Raw genomic sequence first — 17650 nt, 5'->3', positions numbered from 1 at the left:
CCGATATGAGTGACCTGCTGGAGCGACTGCGAGGGCGTGGCTGGCGGATGACCTCCCAGCGGCGTGTCGTTGCGGAGGTCCTCGACGGCGACCACGTGCATCTCACGGCCGACGAGGTGCACGCCCGCGCGGCACAGCGGCTGCCCGAGATCTCCCGGGCGACCGTCTACAACGCCTTGGGCGAGCTGGTCTCCCTCGGTGAGGTCATCGAGGTCTCCACCGACGGCCGCGCCAAGCGCTACGACCCCAACGCACACCACCCGCACCAGCACCTGGTCTGCTCCCGCTGCGGCACCGTCCGCGATGTCCACCCGACCGGCAATCCACTGGCCGACCTCCCGGCGGACGAACGCTTCGGCTTCACGGTGTCCGAGGTCGAGGTCACCTACCGCGGACTGTGCCCGTCCTGCGCCTAGGTGTACTCGGCCAAGAGGTTGGTAACTCGCGTCGGTAGTTGATCAACCGCAGGACGGGCACAGCCCGCGTGGCCGGCACGCACGTGCGCGCTCAGCGTCCGGCGATCCGGGCGGGCAGGGAGCGGTGGCCGTTGGAGATGAAGGAGTCCACTGGCCGCAACCCCTCCTGAGGGACGGCGAGTTGGAGGCCGGGGAACCGGTCGAAGAGCGCCGGGAGCGCGATCCGGGCCTCCAGGCGACCCAGCGGGGCGCCCAGGCAGTGGTGCACGCCGTGGCCGAAGGCGAGGTGTTCCTTGTCGGCGCGGGTGACGTCGAAGCGGTCGGCGTCCTTCCCGTGGCGCTCGGGGTCGCGCCCGGCGGCGGCGTACGCGGCGAGGATCGCGTCGCCCTTGCCGATCACCGTGCCCCGGGGACCGCCGAGTTCGCCGATGTCGAGGTCCTCCACGGCGTACCGCAGGGGCAGACTCGCGACCGGCGCGTCCACCCGCAACGTCTCCTCGACCACGTCGTCCCAGCTGGCGCGGCCGGCACGCACGTGCGCGTGCTGCTCGGGATGGGTGAGCAGGGCATGGATGGCGTTGTCGATGAGGTTGACGGTGGTCTCGTGACCGGCGCTGACCATGAGCACCAGCGTGTCGAGCAGCTCCTGCTCGCTCAGCCGGGTGCCGCCCTCCTCGTCGCCGGCCGCGATGAGACCGGAGGTCAGATCGTCGCCGGGCAACTCCCGCTTGGCGGCGACGAGTTCGGCCAGTACGACATACAACCGCTCATAGGCGGCGGTCATCTCGCCCGGCTCGGCGGAGGTGTCGAACATACGGTCCACCAGCCGCCGCAGCTCCGTTCCGCGCTCCTCGGGCAGGCCGAACAGCTCGCTGATCACCTGGATCGGCAGCGGATAGCAGAGTTCCTCGCGCAGATCGACGACCCGGGAGTCCCGTCCGGCCTCCTCGATCCGGTCGAGGAGCTGCTTGGTGATCTCCTCGATACGCGGCTGGAGCGCGGCCGTTCGGCGGGCGGTGAACGCCCTGGAGACCAGAATGCGCAGCCGTTTGTGGTCCCCGCCGTACGCGGTGAACATGTTCTGCACGGCGACCCAGGTGAACAGCGGCCACTGAGGCGTGATCTCCCCGGCCGCGAATCGGGGCCAGTGCTGCCGGGCGTCCTTGGACACCCGCGGATCGGTGAGCAGTCGCTTGAGCAGATCGGGACTGCTGACCGCCCAGGCCTCCACGCCCCCGGGAAGCGCCACCAGCGTCACCGGCCCGTGCTCGCGGATACGGGCGGCTTCCGCGTGAATGTCGCGGCCGCTCGCGTCTATCACTAAGGGGGTCGGGTCTTCCATCGGGAGCCTCCCTGGCACTCGAACGCCGATACGACTCGCCACGCTACGCGGTGGTCATGTGGCGCAGCGAGGCCACATGCCGTTACGAGGGCAACTTCCGCGCATGTGCCCGAAAGTCGACCACGAGCGGGCGGGAACGTGACGACCGTCCCGCTGGGCCCGGGTCGTCAATTCCCGTCCGCCCCGCGAATGTGACGACAGGACCTACGACTCGATCGCCGCACCTCGCTCGCGACGGCGGCGCGGCAGACGTCGGCGTGGTTCCTGGTCCGGGAGCCAGCCGAAGGTGAGACAGCTGCCGATGGCTCCGAGGAGGAGGCCGACGAGGAAGCCGCCGAGGTTGGAGGTGAGCCAGGTGCCGAGGGAGAGCAGGATGCCGAGGAGGGAGTAGAAGAGGCGCTGCGTCGGGTTGAAGAGGATCAGCAGCCCGCACAGCAGCATCAGGGTGGGCAGCAGATAGCCCGCCAGGCCCTGCATGCCGATGTGCAGGACGACCTTCAGGGACGCCTTCTCGGTGAGCAGGATCTCCGCCCCGGCCAGGGCGAGCAGCAGCCCGCCCCAGAAGGGACGGCGCGCCCGCCACTGCCGGAATCCGGACCGCTCACCGGGCACACCTTCGACAGCGGTACGTGCACCAGCAACGTCGTCGGCGTGCTCGGCGTCACCGGCATCACGGTCGACAACCTGCCGTACACCACCACGGTGGGCTCCGACGGCACGGTCACCGTCACCCCGGGCGCCGACTCCACCATCCAGACGACGGTCAAGCTGCGCACCTTGCTGGGCACCCTCACCTGCGTCTACCGGGCGGCGAGCCTGTCCGGGACGGCGAGCAACACCGACAACAGCATCGCCTTCACCAACCAGCAGTTCACCAAGTACTCGGGCTCGTCCCTGTGCTTCAGCAATGGCTACTTCACCGCCAAGTACGCGCCCGTCTCGGACACCAGCCAGTCCGGGAGCCCCGCGGTCTTCGTGAACTGACCGCTCAGCGGCGGCGCCGGAGGGTGACGGCGACGCCCGCCGTGAGCAGGAGCGCCGCCGTTCCCCCGGCGATCAGGGGGAGCGCGGCGCTGCTGCCGCCCGATGTGCTGTCGGCGGCGGGCGTCAGGTGGTCCGGCCCGGACTCCTGAGCCGGTGAAGTGGTCACCAGGGTCGGCGATTTGGTCGTCGGTGACGGCGAGGTGGTCGTCCGCGTGGGAGCGGGCTCCTGCCTCGCCGGTGCCGTCGGCTTGTGCGTGTTCTTCTGCGCGTTACCGGTCGGCGTCGACGCCTCGCGTCCGCCCGCGAGGACCACGTCCGAGCACGAGTAGTACGTATCCGTCGTGCTCGAGTTCTGCCAGATCGTGTAGAGCATCTGGCGGCCGGTCCGGTCGGACGGCAGCGTGGCCTTGATGCGGTAGGCGCCGTCGACCAAAGCCGGGTCTGTGGCGGTGGCGAACGGCTTCGCGGGCAGGTCGGACCACGTCAGGGGCTTCGTCGGGTCGTAACCCGCCTTGGTCAGATACAGCTTGAAGGTCCCGGTGTGCGCAATGGTCGAGCTGTAGGTGAGGGTGAAGCCCGCACCCGGGGTCAGCCGGGTCGACGGCCAGTCCGCGCGGGCGAGGTCGAGGCCCTTGTACGCGGACAGACCCCCGCTGCACAGCTTCCCGTCGGGGATCACCTGCCGGTCCCTGCCGTTGACGCCGGCCACCCGGAGGTTGTCCCAGGCCGTGAAAGGCGCGCCGTTCGCGGCGATCGCCGCCTTGCAGGCCGCGGTGGCGATCAGGCTCCCGCCCTCGGGCGAGCACGCCACCACCCGGCTGACCGGAGACGTCGGCGCGCCGTGCGCCTGGGCGGGCCCCGCGGCCCACGTCGCGAGGAGGAGCGGAGCCGCCACGGCGACAGCGGCCGCGGTGGCGGTGCGGTAGGCGGTCATCCGGAGGGTCTCCTCGATACGTCGGCGAGAGCTGCTGAGGGCACCGTGAAATACGGGGCGACAGCGCCGTACGTTCAGATCCGCAATCCGCGCGAAACGGGATCTCACCGGCCAACTGCCCGCGTCCGAGGGTCGATTACCGGCCCGATCGAGGGTTTCCCCTGTATCCCGCTCACCTGCCGTTTGCCTATCGTTCGAGCACAGCCGACCCACAGGAAACCTCTGACCGGGTCGCTCGCGCATGGCCGGCCGCCGCGCTGCTTTCTGGATACGCACCCCCCGCCGCTTCGACGACGAGGCGAATCGACCGCTGCTCCGCGCTGCCCGCAGCCGGCTCCGAAAGGCAATCCCTTGCGTCCCACTCCCTCCCGCGACGCCGGACGGAAACTGATATCCGTCGCCGCGATATCCGCCGCGCTGCTGGCCGGAATGACCACCACGGTCGTCGCCGCCCAGCCGTCCACCCAGCGCGCGGACATCACCCCCGCCGCCCGGGCCGCCGCCCCCGCCGAGCGCCTGATCGTCGGCTACCAGCCGGGCGCCGCCGGGGCCAAGTCCAACAAGGCCGCCGACGCCGATGCCGCGGCGAAGGGCAAGAAGGTGGGCGCGGACCTCGACTTCCAGCGCCGTCTCGGCACCGGTGCCGCCCTCGTCGACCTGGGCGCCGAGCTCAAGAAGACGGACGTCGCCGACGTCATCGCGCAGTACCAGGCAGACCCGCAGGTCGCCTACGTCGTACCGGACCGCCTCAACAAGCCGCAGGCGGACCCGAACGACACCGAGTACGGCAAACAGTGGGACCTGTTCGAGTCCACCGCGGGCATGCGTGTCCCGGGTGCGTGGGCCACCTCCACCGGCAGCGGTGTGACCGTCGCCGTCATCGACACCGGTTACGTCGCCCACTCCGACGTCGCCGCGAACATCGTCGGCGGCTACGACTTCATCTCCGACACCGCGGTCTCGGTCGACGGCGACGGACGCGACAGCAACCCGGCCGACCCGGGCGACTGGTACGCGACCGACCAGTGCGGCACAGGCACCGGCTCCAGCGGCTCCTCCTGGCACGGCACGCACGTGGCGGGCACCATCGCCGCCGTCACCAACAACAACAAGGGCGTCGCGGGCATCGCGTACAACGCGAAGATCTCCCCGCTGCGCGTTCTCGGCAAGTGCGGCGGCTACGACTCGGACATCATCGACGCGATCACCTGGGCGTCCGGCGGCACGGTCTCGGGCGTCCCGGCCAACACCAACGTCGCCAAGGTCATCAACATGAGCCTCGGCGGCTCGGGGGCCTGCACCTCGGCCACCCAGAGCGCGATCACCGGCGCCGTGAACCGCGGTACGACGGTTGTCGTCGCCGCGGGCAACGACAACGACAACGCCTCCAAGTACTCCCCGGCGAGCTGCAACAACGTCATCACCGTCGCGGCGACCGGCCGCACCGGCTCCCGTGCCTCGTACTCCAACTACGGTTCGATCGTCGACATCGCGGCGCCCGGCGGCGAGATGAGCACCGGTAACGCCAACGGCATCCTGTCCACGCTCAACTCCGGTACGAAGACGCCGTCCACGGAGTCGTACGCGTACTACCAGGGCACCAGCATGGCCACCCCGCACATCGTCGGCCTCGTGGCACTGATGAAGTCGGCGAACCCCTCGCTCACCCCGGCGCAGATCGAGGCGGCCATCAAGAACAACGCCCGTGCGTTGCCCGGCACTTGCTCGGGCGGCTGCGGCGCGGGCCTGGCGGACGCGACCAAGACCGTGCAGGCGGTGGCGTCGAGCGGTGGCACCACCGGCGCGACCACCTTCTCCAGCACGTCCTCCGTCGCGATCCCGGACGCGGGCTCGGCCGTGGAGTCGCCGATCACCGTGAGCGGCCGCAGCGGCAACGCGCCCACCACTCTCCAGGTCGGCGTCGACATCACCCACACCTACCGCGGTGACCTGGTGATCGACCTGGTCGCCCCCGACGGCTCGACGTACCGCCTGAAGTCCTCCAGCACCTCGGACTCCGCGGACAACGTGAACACCACCTACTCCGTCGACGCCTCCAGCGAGACCGCGAACGGCACCTGGAAGCTCCGCGTCCAGGACGTGGCCGCGCAGGACACCGGCTCGCTCAACAGCTGGAAGCTGACCTTCTGACCAGCTGAGCCCTACGGGGGGAGGGGCCGTCCGACGCGCGCGCGGGTCGGACGGCCCCTTCTGCTCAGCCGGTACGGTGAACGGCATGTCCGACCCCGCCGCATCCGCCCGCTCCGCCGATCCCGCCGACGCTCTCGTGATCCTCAGCAACGCCGTGGGCTCGTTCCCCTGGAGCGTGCTGGCTGAGCGGCATCCGGCACTCATCAGAAAGGTGCGGGACGCCTTCCCGTACGGCCCTGAGCAGCACCGCGCGCTCGACGCCCTGCTGAAGAACGCCACCGAGGGAGTCATCGAACCGCTCGGCGCACAGGCGGTGGACCGCGGGCAATGGGAGGCATGGGGCGCCGGGGAGTACGTCGGCCGGTCCTGGTTCGACGTGCCCTTCCTATGGGCCGAGAGTTACTTCTACCGCCAACTCCTCGAAGCCGTCGGTTACTTCGCGCCGGGCCCCTGGAAGGGAATCGACCCCTTCCGCCCCTTCAAGCTCGCCGAACTCGACACCCCGGAGGCCGACGAGGAGCTCGCCGCGCTGGACGAACTCCCGCACCAGCCGGTCGAGGACCAGGAGCTGGCGCTGCTGCACGGCTCGCTCTGGGGCAACCGGGCGGATCTCGGCTTCCGCCTGGCCCAAGCGGACGGCACGCCGCCGGTCGACTCACAACTCGTCGTCGATGACAGCGAGTTGCTGAGATCGTCCCTCTCCGGCACCCTCTGCCTGGTGGCGGACAACGCGGGCCGCGAACTCATCCCCGATCTGCTCCTCATCGACCACCTCCTCCACCACCACCGCATCGAGCGGGCCGTCCTGCACGTCAAGCCGTACCCGTACTACGTCTCCGACGCCACGACGGCGGACGTGATCGACGCGCTCCGTCGCCTCACCGCCGCCAAGGGTGCCGCCGCCGACTCCGGCCGCCGCCTCTGGTCGGCCATGACCGACGGCCGCCTCACGGTCCGGGCGCACCCCTTCTCCTGCGCCCCGCTGCCGTACGCCGATATGCCCGACGACCTGCGTCAGGAGTTCGCCACGGCCGACGTGACCGTCATGAAGGGCGACCTGAACTACCGCCGCCTCATCGGCGACCGACTCCGCCCCGCCACCACCCCCTTCGCGCTCCCCACCGCCTACTTCCCCGGCCCGGTGGCCGCCCTGCGCACCCTCAAGTCGGACGTGATCGTCGGCCTCGACGCTCCCACCGAGGCCGCGCTCGACGCCGCCGAGGGCCGGCGCTGGCGCATCAGCGGCACACACGCGGTGATCCAGATGAGGCGCTGAACGCCGCTCAAGTCAACTGGACCGGAAGTGACTTGATGCCGTTGATGAAGTTCGAGACGAGCCGCCGGGGAGGTCCGGCGATGCACAGGGACGGCAGCGCTCGCAGCGTCTCCTCGTACAGCACGCGCAGTTGCAGTCGGGCGAAGTGGGCTCCGAGACAGACATGCGGGCCGTCGCCGAAGGAGACGTGCGGGTTCGGGGCGCGGGCGAGATCGAGCCGGTGCGGGTCGGTGAACACCCGCTCGTCGTGGTTGGCCGAGGCGTGGAAGACGACCACCTTGTCGCCCGCACGGATGCGCTGCCCGGCCAACTCGGTGTCGACGGATGCCGTACGGCGGAAGGTGAGCACGGGAGGGTGCCAACGCAGCAACTCCTCGACAGCGGTGTTGAGTCGCGCGTGTCCGACGCGCAGTGCGCCGTACGCCGCCGGGTCCTCCGCCAGCGCCAGCAGGCCCCCGGGGGCCGCGCTCCGCACGGTGTCGTTGCCCGCGACCGTGAGCAGGAAGAAGAACATCTCCAGCGCGGTGGAGTCGAGTTCGGGGTCGGCCGCGAGGGTGGTCATCACATCGTCGCCCGGATGACTCCTCTTGTACGTGGCCAACTGCCGCGCGTACGCGAACATGTCCTCCAGCATGGCCGGGGAACGCGGATTGACCGGCTTCCCGGCGGCGTCCAGCGTCGGTGGGCCCGCCTCGTCCGGGTCCTGGTAGCCGATGACGCGGCGCGTCCAGTGCAGCAGCAGCCCCCGGTCGGGCTCCGGGATGCCCAGCAGGTCGGCGAGGTTGAGCAGCGCGTAGTCGTCGGTGACGGCGGTGACGAGATCGCGGGTGCCGTCGCCGGCGCGGGCCTCCTGAACCGCCCGCTCCAGCAGCGTACGGGCCCTCGCGCGCGCGACCGCCTCGAAGTGGTCGACGCGGCGCGGCGTGAACGCCCGGCTCACCAGACGCCTCAACGCGCCGTGTCCCGGCGGATCCTGATTGAGCATCATGCGCCGGATGAACGACAGGTCCTCCGGATCGGGATCGCGGATCTGGGTCGCTCCGAGATACGAGGAGTACGTCGTCGAGTCCTTCAGCACCCGCACCACGTCCGCGTGCCGGGTCACCGCCCAGAACCCGGGCCCCGCGGGCCAGCCGAGCACCTCGGGCTCCTCCTGCCGGACGACGGGGTGGTGATCGCGCAGCACCCGATACGCGGCGTGCGGGACCCCGACGGCATACAGCCGCGGATCGAAGACGTCCGGCACGGCCGGCTGGCGTGCGCCGCTCATGGCAGGGCTCTGCCCCCAACCCCCCGCTCCTCAAACGCCGGAGGTATATCTAGCCCGTCCGGCGTTTGAGAACGAGCGCGAAGCGCGATAACGAAGGCTGGGGGCGGAGCCCCCAGGTACGGGGACGGGCAGGGGCGGAGGGGGCGAACCCAGCCCGGAGGACCACCGTGCTGGGACCCACGGAATTCACGCGATGGTGTGATCATGTCCCGCCCCGCGGATGTCCCGGAAGGGCCATGGGTAGGGCCCGGGCCATGACGCAGCCGTTCGAACTCCCGCACTTCTACATGCCGTACCCCGCGCGCCTGAACCCGCATCTCGACGAGGCCCGAGCCCATTCGGTCGAGTGGGCGCGCGGAATGGGCATGCTGGAGGGTTCCGGCATCTGGGAACAGTCCGACCTCGACGCCCACGACTACGGCCTGCTGTGCGCGTACACACACCCCGACTGCGACGGACCCGCGCTCTCCCTCATCACCGACTGGTACGTGTGGGTGTTCTTCTTCGACGACCACTTCCTGGAGACCTTCAAACGCAGCCAGGACCGCGATGGCGGCAAGGCCTACCTGGACCGGCTGCCGCTCTTTATGCCGCTGGATCTGTCGACCCCCGTACCGGAGCCGGAGAATCCCGTCGAGGCGGGCCTCGCCGACCTGTGGGCGCGCACGGTGCCCTCGATGTCGATGGCGTGGCGGGAGCGCTTCGCCGTCTCCACCGAGCACCTGCTCAACGAGTCGATGTGGGAGCTCTCCAACATCAACGAAGGACGGATCGCCAACCCGGTCGAGTACATCGAGATGCGCCGCAAGGTGGGCGGCGCGCCCTGGTCCGCAGGGCTTGTCGAGTACGCGACCGCCGAAGTGCCCGTGCCCGTCGCCGGGTCCAGGCCCTTGCGCGTACTGATGGAGACGTTCTCCGACGGCGTCCACCTGCGCAACGACCTGTTCTCGTACCAGCGCGAGGTCGAGGAAGAGGGCGAACTCAGCAACGGCATCCTGGTATTGGAGACCTTCTTCGGCTGCACCACCCAGGAGGCCGCCGAGACCGTCAACGACATCCTCACCTCACGCCTGCACCAGTTCGAGCACACCGCGCTCACCGAAGTGCCCGCGCTGGCCATGGAGAAGGGGCTCAGCCCGCAAGAGGTCGCCGCGGTCGCTGCGTACACCCAGGGACTTCAGGACTGGCAGTCCGGCGGCCACGAATGGCACATGCGCTCCAGCCGCTATATGAACGAGGGGGCCGTGGAGGGCGTGCGGCCGTTCGGTGTCGGCGGGTTCGGCACGTCCGCCACCGACGTCGGCGCGCTGCTCTCGGCGGCCGGAGCGGAGCGGCTGCGCGCCTACACCCACGTCCCCTTCCAGAAGGTCGGCCCGTCCCAACTGCCTGACTTCTACATGCCGTTCGAGGTCACGCTCAGCCCCCACCTGGACGGCGCCCGGCATCGCGTGACCGGCTGGACGTACGCCATGGGCATGCTCCAGGAGGGCGTCTGGGACGAGGACAAACTCGCCGCCTATGACCTGCCGTTGTGCGCGGCCGGCATCCACCCGGACGCGACACCCGAGACCCTGGACCTCAGCTCCCAGTGGCTCGCCTGGGGCACCTACGGCGACGACTACTACCCGCTCGTCTTCGGCCACCGCCGCGATCTGGCCGCCGCCAGGCTGACCACGGCCCGCCTGTCGGCCTGCATGCCCGTCGACGGAGAGGCGCCCCCGCCTCCGGTCAACGGCATGGAACGCGGCCTCGTCGACCTGTGGCAGCGCACGACGGCGGAGATGACCCCGGATGAGCGGCGCCAACTCCGGTCCGCCGTCGACAAGATGACGGAGAGCTGGGTCTGGGAGCTGGTCAACCAGATCCAGAACCGCATCCCGGACCCGGTCGACTACCTGGAGATGCGCCGCGCCACCTTCGGCTCCGACCTCACCATGGGCCTGTGCCGCCTCGGCCACGGCCCCAAGGTCCCCCCCGAGGTCTACCGCAGCGGCCCCGTCCGGTCGCTGGAGAACGCCGCCATCGACTACGCGATGCTCCTGAACGACGTCTTCTCGTACCAGAAGGAGATCGAGTACGAGGGCGAGGTCCACAACGGCATCCTCGTCGTGCAGAACTTCTTCGGCTGCGACTACCCGACCGCGCTCGGCATCATCCACGACCTGATGACCCAGCGCATGCAGCAGTTCCAACACGTCGCAGCCCATGAACTGCCCATCTTGTACGAGGACTTCAAGCTCTCGGGGGAAGTGCGCGGCATCATGCAGGGCTACGTGGTGGAACTGCAGAACTGGCTGGCCGGGATCCTGAAGTGGCACCAGGACTGCCATCGCTACGGCGCGGCGGACCTGGTCCGGCGCGCCCACGGCTTCATGCCCGACCAGGTCCCCGCAGTCCCCTTCACGTGGAAGGTGGAGTCGATGGCGAGCTGAACACCGGCTGACCCTGCCGTGCGACGGACGCGTGTGCGACGGCGGCCCGCGCCAGCGCCCGCACGATCGGGTGCGGGCGAGAGCCGTCCCCGTACTGCTCGGGCTGGAACAGGGTCCCCAGGAGCCCATGGATCCGCATCTCCTGCGTACGTACGTCACCGTGGCCCGCCTGGCGTCCTTCTCCGAGGCCGCGCGGGAGCTCGGCTACACCCAGTCCGCGGTGTCCCAGCACATCGCCGCCCTGGAGCGGGATCTCGGCGCGCCCCTGCTCACCCGGCGCCCCGTCACTCCCACCGCCGCGGGCGAGCGGCTCCTCGAACACGCGGGGCCACCGCTGCTCCGCCTGGACGCCGCCCGCGCGGATGTCCTGCGGCTCGTGGCGGCACCCGAGCACGGGCTGACGCTCGCGGCCGCGCCGACGGCGCTCGGACCGCGTACCCTCGCGTCGCTGCCCGCCGCCGGTGTGACCCTGCGGGTCCTGCCCCGGGCCGAGATCCCCGCCGCTGTCGCCGAGGGCAGGGCGGACATCGGCCTGGTCGACGGTCTGACGGCGCCCAACGACCCGTTGCGACTGCCTGACGTGGCCCCGCTGACCACGCACGGAGTAGCGGAGGAATCCGTCTGCGTCCTGCTGCCCGAGTCCCATCCGCTGGCCCGGCGCGCGGGGCTTCGCCTCGGCGACCTCGTCGACGCCCGCTGGCTGGACGCCCCCGGCGCGGGCCTGCCTCTGGCCCACCTTCGCAGGGCGAACGGCAGTGGAGGCTTCCGCCCGGCCCTGCGCTACGAGGGCACCGACATCCGTACCCTCACGGTCCTGGCCGCCGCGGGACACGGCCTGACGCTGCTGCCCCGCACCGCCGCCTGGGCGTGCCCGGAGGGGCGGCCGTCCCCCTTGTGGCGCCGCGTGTGGTGCACCGTACGGAGCTGGTGCACGGCGGATCGCCGCGCGGGGCCGCGGCGACCGTGGTGGACAGACTTCTCGAACGCGGTTGACAGTCTCACTCGTTCGTGAATCGTCGCGCGCCGGGGCGCCGGGTAGAGCAACAGCCGGAGGCGATCCGTAGAGCTTCCGCCGGAGGCGAACCATGGAACAGACCGCGTTGCGTCCCAAGCCGATGCCCGGTCAGGAGCCCGGCGGCGGCCGTCCGTCCGGCACCGCCCGCCGCCCGCACGCCGCACGGCGACGCGGCAAGCGGCTGATGACTCTGCTGTTCAGCCTGTTCGTCGGGACCATTCTGGTCCTGTCGGGCGTCGGGCTCGGCACCGTGGGCGCCACGGTGATCGCCATGAGCAAGCTGGCGGACCTGCAGAAGCAGGCGGGAGCGCCGGGCCCGTCCGGGCCGTCGGCGCGCGGCTCCGGCTCTGCGTCGCCCAGCGGCTCCAAGGCGGCACCGACGGACGGGGGTCCGGCGAAGGAATCCGTGCGGGCGACCCTGGGCGTCGAGGCCGTCGACTCCCCCAAGAGCGCGGGCGCACTCGTCGTCGGCGTCCATGTCCCCGGCCCGGGCTACTCCGCGGGCCTGGTCCGCGGTGACGTCCTGCTCGCCCTCGGCGACAACCGGATCGGATCGGCCGCCGACCTCGTCCGCGCGCTCGCGGACGCACACCCCGGAACCTCCGTCACCCTCACCGTCCGGCACGTCAACGGCAGCCGTCAGCAACTGTCCGCGGTCCCTGGAGTCATGACCTGAGCTCAGCCGACGACCCTGAAATGGCTCGTCAACCGTCCCTCGTCGTCGAGCACATGAAACGCGAACCCGGGAGGCGCGTCCCGGTCCGCCGCCCCCTCGCCCTCCCAGGGCAGCCGCAGGGTCCACGTCACACCGGGGCCGACGACGAGCGGCCGTCCTGCGAAGACGGTCGCAGCAGGTGTGTGCGCGTGACCGGTGATGAGCCCGGCGATCTCGGGCCTGCGTGCCAACAGAGCGGCCAGTTCATCGGGTTGGCGCAATGCGTAGGCGTCCGGCAGCGGGTGGTGCAGTGCCACCGGCGGGTGGTGAAAGGCGAGCAGCGCCGGAAGTGTGCCGTCCAACTCGTCGAGCGTCGCCTCGATCCAGGCGTACGTCTCCTCGTCGAACTCTCCCTCGTCCCGGCCCGGAATACTGGAGTCGCACATCAGTACGGCAGCGTCATCGAAGACGTGGACGCTGTTGATCGGACCGTCGGCTGCGGGCGCTCCGAGCAGCGCCTTGCGGTAGGGCACGCGGCTGTGGGGGTTGCCCGGGCAGGTGAGCACCGAGAAGGGGGCGCTCCGCGCCGGGGTCCCGGCGTCGCGCAGCCCGAGCACCCCGGGCCGCCTCCTCGTACTCGGCCTCCGCGCCGTGATCCGCGATGTCCCCGGTCACCAGGAGCGCGTCCACCTTTCCGGGCAACCCCCACAGCCGGTCGCGCACCCGCTCGACCCGCTCCGTCGCCTGCCCGGTGCCGTCCAGATGGAGGTCACTGATGTGTGCCAGTACCAGCATGCCCGCCCTTTCCCAGGGGTACGCCGTCCATCTAAGCATTAGTGTTAACGGCAAGGTAATGGGCAACCGTTAAGGCCTCGGCTGGGAAGGAACTGAGGACGAGAGGCGGCCGCAACCGGCTCGCGCACGCCCCGCCGGGAGGGCAGGATGCTGCCCGTAGCCCCCTGGGGAACTCCGGACAGACGGAGGCATGGATGACCGCCACGCCCGCGCCCTTCACCGCCGGTGACTACGAGGCCCGTATGCGGCGCGCGGCCGAGACCGCCGCGGACGCCGGGCTCGACGGGCTCCTGGTCGCGCCCGGCCCCGATCTCGTATGGCTGACCGGGTACCGGCCCGTGGAGACCGAGCGGCTCACCCTCCTGGTGTTGCGGGCCGGACAGGACCCGGTCCTCGTCGTGCCCACCCTGGAGGCGCCCGACGCGGCCAAGGCGGCCGGCGCGCCCGCGCTGGCCCTCCGCGACTGGCCCGACGGCAAGGACCCGTACGAGGCGACCGCGGCCCTCCTCGACCCGGCGGGCCGCTTCGGAGTCAGCGACAACGCCTGGGCCCTGCACCTGCTCGGACTCCAGAAACGACTGCCCGGCACACGCCATCTCGGCCTCACCGAGGCCCTGCCGATGCTGCGGGCCGTCAAGGACGCGGCGGAACTGGAGCGGCTGGCGGCGGCGGGCGTGGCGGCGGACGCGACGTACGAGGAGATCCGCGAGGTTCCCTTCGCGGGCCGCAAGGAGACGGACGTGGCCGCCGACATCGCCGATCTGCTGCGGCGGTTCGGCCACTCCCAGGTCGACTTCACCATCGTGGCCTCGGGCCCGAACGGCGCCAACCCGCACCACGAGGCCGACGACCGCGTCATCGAACGCGGCGACATGGTCGTCCTCGACTTCGGCGGCCTCAAGCACGGCTACGGCTCCGACACCTCCCGCACGGTCCACGTCGGCGAACCGGACGACGAGGAACGCGAGGTGCACGACATCGTGCGCGCGGCCCAGGAGGCGGGCTTCCGGGCGGTACGGCCCGGCGCCGCCTGCCAGGACGTCGACCGTGCGGCCCGCGCGGTCATCACCGAGGCCGGGTACGGCGAGTACTTCATCCACCGCACCGGACACGGCATCGGCGTCACCACCCACGAACCGCCGTACATGATCGAGGGCGAGGAACAGCCCCTCGTCCCCGGAATGTGCTTCTCCGTGGAGCCCGGCGTCTATCTGCCCGGCCGCTTCGGGGTCCGTATCGAGGACATCGTGACGGTCACCGAGGACGGCGGGCGCCGACTCAACACCACCTCCCGCGAGCTGGTGATCGTCGACTGACCGATCACCAGGAGTCTTCCCCACCGCCCCCGACGGCACCAACGCCCCGACGGCACCACCGCCCCCGACGCCCCGACGGCACCACCGCCCCCGACGGCCCCAACGCCCCCGACGACAAGGGCGCGACCATGATCCAGGCACCGACACCGACCGCGGACACCGTCCGCCGACTCGTCCGATCCCTGCTCGCCGACGGCGCGGTGGCGGGCGCCGGGCCCGACGTGCGGCCCGTCACCGAGGGCGGGGAGCACTCCACCTGGTGGGTGGGCAGTCGCCATGTGCTGCGCCTCGCCCACGACCGCGACGCCTCCGTACGCCAGCGCCGCGAACTGCGGCTGCGTGACCTGGTCCGCCCGCACATCGGGGTCGCGGTCCCGGTGAGCGTCGCGCACGGCGAGTGGGCGAGCGGACTGAGCTACACCCTCGACACCCGGCTGCCCGGCGACTCCGGTGAGAAGCAGGACGTATCGGCCGTCGGCGAGGCCGACCTCGCGGGACTGCTGACGGGGCTGCGCGAGGTGCCCGTACGCCAGGCCGAGACGCTCGGCGTCCCGCGCGCCGCGCCGCGCTCCCTGGAGACCCTGCGGACAGCCGCCGCGCATGCCGCCGAGCGGCTCGCCGCCGCCGAGGAGTTCGACCCCGCGCGCCTCGCCCAGCTCACCGCGCCCGCCGCCGTCCAGCTCGCCGCACAGCCCGGCGCCACGTTCCTCGTGCACCACGGCCTCAAGGGCGAACACCTCGTGGTCAGCGCCGAGGGGCGGGTGCGCGGCGTACTCGACTGGACCGACACGGTGATCGGCGACCCCGCCGAGGACATCGCCGGGCTCGCGATCGCCGTCGGCGCCCCCGCGGCCGTACGCGCCGCCACCCTCGCCGGGTACAGCGCCCGCCCCTGTCTGCGCGGCCTCTGGCTGTCCCGCTGCGACAGCCTCATCCGCCTCGCCGACCGCCCGCAGGGTCGACACGACAGCCCCGTCCCCCTGCTGGAGACCCAACTGCGCCGCGCTTGGGAGTCGATCCTGCTGGAGCGGGTGACTGATCTGCGGGAGGGGATGGACTAGGGGGTGTAGCGAGCGGAGGGGGGCGTGGGCGTTTACGCAAGCGTTTGCGCCGCGGTGTACGCAAGCGCTCACGCAAGCGTTCACGTAAGCGTTTGCGCCGCGGTTCTCGCAGGCGCGTACGTAACCGCTTACGCGGCTCCGCGTAAACGCTTTTCGCAAGCGCTTACGTCAAACGTTTGCGTAGGCGCTTACGCAAACGTTGACTCCCGGACTCACGCCTGTGTCAGCACCACGCACGACTCACCCGGCACGATCAACACCCCGTCGCTGCTGGGCGCTTCGACCGGCTCCCAAGCTGCCAGCACGCGCGCGTGGCGGATGCCCAGGGGGATCGCCGCGGAGTCCTTGGCCAGGTTCACGGCCACGCGGATGTCCCCGCGCCGGAGGGCGAGCCAGCGGGCCTGAGCGTCGTGGGCGACCCTGACCGCCGCGAGATCCGGGTCCGAGAGGTCGGGCTGGCGGTGGCGCAGGGCGATCAGATCGCGGTACCAGGCCAGCACGCGCGCGTGGAGGGCCTTTTCGGGTTCCGACCAGTCGAGGCAGGAGCGGTCCCGGGTCGCCGGGTCCTGTGGGTCCGGCACGTCCTCCTCGGCCCAGCCGTGCGCCGCGAACTCCCGCCGCCTGCCCCGCCGTACGGCCTCGGCGAGCTCCGGATCGGTGTGGTCCGTGAAGAACTGCCACGGCGTGCCCGCGGCCCACTCCTCGCCCATGAAGAGCATCGGCGTGAAGGGGCCGGTGAGTGTCAGCGTGGCGGCGCAGGCCAGCAGGCCGGGGAAGAGGGAGGCGGAGAGCCGGTCCCCCTGGGCGCGGTTGCCGATCTGGTCGTGGGTCTGGGTGTAGCCGACCAGGCGGTGCGCCGAGAGGCGCGTACGGTCGAGGGGGCGGCCGTGAGACCGCTCGCGGAAGCTGGAGTACGTGCCGTCGTGGAAGTAGCCCGACGTCAGCGTCTTCGCGAGCGCCGCGAACGGGGCCCGCGCGAAGTCTGCGTAGTAGCCCTGGGCCTCGCCGGTCAGCGCGGTGTGCAGCGCGTGGTGGAAGTCGTCATTCCACTGTGCGTGCAGCCCGAGACCGCCCTCCTCCCGTGAGGTGACGAGGCGAGGGTCGTTCAGATCCGATTCGGCGATCAGGAACAGTGGCCGGCCGAGATCCTCGGCGAGCGCGTCCACGGCCGCCGACAGCTCCTCCAGGAAGTGGCACGCGCGCGTGTCCCGCAGCGCGTGCACCGCGTCCAGCCGCAGCCCGTCGAGCCGGTAGTCGCGCAGCCATGCCAGCGCGCTGCCGACGAGGTACGCCCGCACCTCGTCCGAACCGGGCGCGTCCAGGTTCACGGCGGAGCCCCAGGGCGTCTGGTGGGTGTCCGTGAAGTACGGCCCGAAGGCGGGCAGGTAGTTGCCGGACGGGCCGAGGTGGTTGTGCACGACGTCGAGGACGACACCCAGGCCGAGTTCGTGCGCCCGGTCGACAAAGCGCTTCAGCGCCTCGGGGCCGCCGTACGGCTCGTGCACGGCCCACAGCGAGACACCCTCGTAGCCCCAGCCGTGCCGCCCGGGGAAGGGGCACAGGGGCATCAACTCGATGTGAGTGATCCCCAATTCCGCGAGATGTCCGAGCCGCTCGGCGGCCGCGTCCAGTGTGCCCTCGGGGGTGTAGGTGCCCACGTGCATCTCGTACAGGACCGCGCCCTGCAGCGGGCGCCCGGCCCAATCGACGTGCCATGGGTAACGCTCCTGGTCGACCACCGCGCTCAGCCCGTCCGGGCCGTCCGGCTGCCGCCGTGAGCGGGGATCGGGCAGCACCGGGCCGTCGTCCACCGCGAAGCCGTACCGCGTTCCGTCCCGCGCGTCCGCCTCGCCCGTCCACCACCCCGCACGCTCCGGATCGCGCTCCAACGCGCGCGTGGCGCCCTCGCAGTGGAGCGTCACCCGGTCGGCCCGCGGTGCCCACACTTCGAACCGCACAGACGGTTCCCCCTTGTCAGCTCACCGTGACGTAGCTCGTCCATG

12 protein-coding genes and 3 pseudogenes are annotated in these 17650 nt (G+C 71.0%); 9 read left to right on the top strand and 6 right to left on the bottom strand.

Annotated elements, in window-relative coordinates; translation table 11 throughout:
• Positions 1 to 5 precede the first annotated feature (5 nt).
• Positions 6 to 416 (top strand): Fur family transcriptional regulator, encoded by a 411-nt coding sequence (locus tag AB0D27_RS25670; RefSeq protein WP_362513096.1) that lies wholly within the window; start codon positions 6 to 8, stop codon positions 414 to 416.
• A 91-nt stretch (positions 417 to 507) separates the two neighbouring features.
• Here AB0D27_RS25670 and AB0D27_RS25665 read toward each other — a convergent pair whose 3' ends face one another.
• Together AB0D27_RS25665 and AB0D27_RS25660 are read right to left on the bottom strand one after the other, a co-directional pair.
• Positions 508 to 1758 (bottom strand): cytochrome P450, encoded by a 1251-nt coding sequence (locus AB0D27_RS25665; protein WP_362513094.1) that lies wholly within the window; start codon positions 1756 to 1758, stop codon positions 508 to 510.
• A 204-nt stretch (positions 1759 to 1962) separates the two neighbouring features.
• Complete coding sequence (locus tag AB0D27_RS25660; RefSeq protein WP_362513093.1) at positions 1963 to 2370, bottom strand: DUF6114 domain-containing protein; 408 nt, start codon at positions 2368 to 2370, stop codon at positions 1963 to 1965.
• Between AB0D27_RS25660 and AB0D27_RS25655 the strand changes: the two are divergent.
• Positions 2359 to 2742: pseudogene (locus AB0D27_RS25655) on the top strand (Tat pathway signal sequence domain protein); the annotation flags it as partial. The gene AB0D27_RS25660 and the pseudogene AB0D27_RS25655 sit on opposite strands and share 12 nt — an antisense overlap.
• Before the next feature lie 4 nt (positions 2743 to 2746).
• Here AB0D27_RS25655 and AB0D27_RS25650 read toward each other — a convergent pair.
• On the bottom strand, positions 2747 to 3676 hold the full coding sequence (locus tag AB0D27_RS25650) for a lytic polysaccharide monooxygenase (RefSeq protein ID WP_362513090.1): 930 nt from the start codon (positions 3674 to 3676) through the stop codon (positions 2747 to 2749).
• 351 nt (positions 3677 to 4027) lie between these two features.
• Between AB0D27_RS25650 and AB0D27_RS25645 the strand changes: the two genes are divergently transcribed.
• Together AB0D27_RS25645 and AB0D27_RS25640 are read left to right on the top strand one after the other, a co-directional pair.
• Positions 4028 to 5827: a S8 family serine peptidase gene (locus AB0D27_RS25645; protein ID WP_362513088.1), complete on the top strand. Its 1800-nt coding sequence runs from the start codon at positions 4028 to 4030 to the stop codon at positions 5825 to 5827.
• Between the two features lie 85 nt (positions 5828 to 5912).
• Positions 5913 to 7103 carry a damage-control phosphatase ARMT1 family protein gene (locus AB0D27_RS25640; protein WP_362513085.1) on the top strand — a complete coding sequence of 397 codons (1191 nt, stop codon included), beginning with the start codon at positions 5913 to 5915 and terminating at the stop codon, positions 7101 to 7103.
• A 7-nt stretch (positions 7104 to 7110) separates the two neighbouring features.
• Here AB0D27_RS25640 and AB0D27_RS25635 read toward each other — a convergent pair whose 3' ends face one another.
• Positions 7111 to 8373 carry a cytochrome P450 gene (locus tag AB0D27_RS25635; RefSeq protein ID WP_362513082.1) on the bottom strand — a complete coding sequence of 421 codons (1263 nt, stop codon included), beginning with the start codon at positions 8371 to 8373 and terminating at the stop codon, positions 7111 to 7113.
• Between the two features lie 254 nt (positions 8374 to 8627).
• On the opposite strand from AB0D27_RS25635, the gene cyc2 reads away from it, so the two are divergent.
• From cyc2 to AB0D27_RS25620, 3 genes and pseudogenes are all read left to right on the top strand, one after another.
• Entirely contained in the window at positions 8628 to 10805 is a 2178-nt protein-coding gene (cyc2, locus tag AB0D27_RS25630) for a germacradienol/geosmin synthase Cyc2 (RefSeq protein ID WP_362513079.1), read from the top strand.
• Between the two features lie 127 nt (positions 10806 to 10932).
• Positions 10933 to 11798, top strand: a pseudogene (locus AB0D27_RS25625) (LysR family transcriptional regulator).
• A 92-nt stretch (positions 11799 to 11890) separates the two neighbouring features.
• Positions 11891 to 12496 carry a PDZ domain-containing protein gene (locus AB0D27_RS25620; protein ID WP_362513076.1) on the top strand — a complete coding sequence of 202 codons (606 nt, stop codon included), beginning with the start codon at positions 11891 to 11893 and terminating at the stop codon, positions 12494 to 12496.
• 2 nt (positions 12497 to 12498) lie between these two features.
• On the opposite strand, the pseudogene AB0D27_RS25615 reads toward AB0D27_RS25620, so the two are convergent.
• Positions 12499 to 13270: pseudogene (locus AB0D27_RS25615) on the bottom strand (metallophosphoesterase).
• 194 nt (positions 13271 to 13464) lie between these two features.
• On the opposite strand from AB0D27_RS25615, the gene AB0D27_RS25610 reads away from it, so the two are divergent.
• Both AB0D27_RS25610 and AB0D27_RS25605 read left to right on the top strand, forming a co-directional pair.
• Positions 13465 to 14586, top strand: coding sequence for an aminopeptidase P family protein (locus AB0D27_RS25610; protein ID WP_362513073.1), 1122 nt, complete (start codon positions 13465 to 13467; stop codon positions 14584 to 14586).
• 128 nt (positions 14587 to 14714) lie between these two features.
• Entirely contained in the window at positions 14715 to 15647 is a 933-nt protein-coding gene (locus AB0D27_RS25605; protein ID WP_362513070.1) for an aminoglycoside phosphotransferase family protein, read from the top strand.
• A 212-nt stretch (positions 15648 to 15859) separates the two neighbouring features.
• Here the strand turns inward: AB0D27_RS25605 and treZ are convergent, their stop codons facing one another.
• Positions 15860 to 17605 carry a malto-oligosyltrehalose trehalohydrolase gene (gene treZ / locus AB0D27_RS25600; protein WP_362513067.1) on the bottom strand — a complete coding sequence of 582 codons (1746 nt, stop codon included), beginning with the start codon at positions 17603 to 17605 and terminating at the stop codon, positions 15860 to 15862.
• Positions 17606 to 17650 lie beyond the last annotated feature (45 nt).

The sequence above is a fragment of the Streptomyces sp. NPDC048415 genome (genome assembly GCF_040651675.1).
Classification (GTDB): domain Bacteria; phylum Actinomycetota; class Actinomycetes; order Streptomycetales; family Streptomycetaceae; genus Streptomyces.
The sequence above is the reverse complement of the archived record's forward strand: the minus strand, read 5'-3'. Positions and strand labels throughout refer to the sequence as shown.

Coding starts and splice junctions, on each gene's coding strand:
- AB0D27_RS25670 (WP_362513096.1), top strand. CDS start 6: ATGAGTGACCTGCTGGAGCGACTGCGAGGGCGTGGCTGGCGGATGACC.
- AB0D27_RS25665 (WP_362513094.1), bottom strand. CDS start 1,758: ATGGAAGACCCGACCCCCTTAGTGATAGACGCGAGCGGCCGCGACATT.
- AB0D27_RS25650 (WP_362513090.1), bottom strand. CDS start 3,676: ATGACCGCCTACCGCACCGCCACCGCGGCCGCTGTCGCCGTGGCGGCT.
- AB0D27_RS25640 (WP_362513085.1), top strand. CDS start 5,913: ATGTCCGACCCCGCCGCATCCGCCCGCTCCGCCGATCCCGCCGACGCT.
- AB0D27_RS25635 (WP_362513082.1), bottom strand. CDS start 8,373: ATGAGCGGCGCACGCCAGCCGGCCGTGCCGGACGTCTTCGATCCGCGG.
- cyc2 (WP_362513079.1), top strand. CDS start 8,628: ATGACGCAGCCGTTCGAACTCCCGCACTTCTACATGCCGTACCCCGCG.
- AB0D27_RS25620 (WP_362513076.1), top strand. CDS start 11,891: ATGGAACAGACCGCGTTGCGTCCCAAGCCGATGCCCGGTCAGGAGCCC.
- AB0D27_RS25610 (WP_362513073.1), top strand. CDS start 13,465: ATGACCGCCACGCCCGCGCCCTTCACCGCCGGTGACTACGAGGCCCGT.
- AB0D27_RS25605 (WP_362513070.1), top strand. CDS start 14,715: ATGATCCAGGCACCGACACCGACCGCGGACACCGTCCGCCGACTCGTC.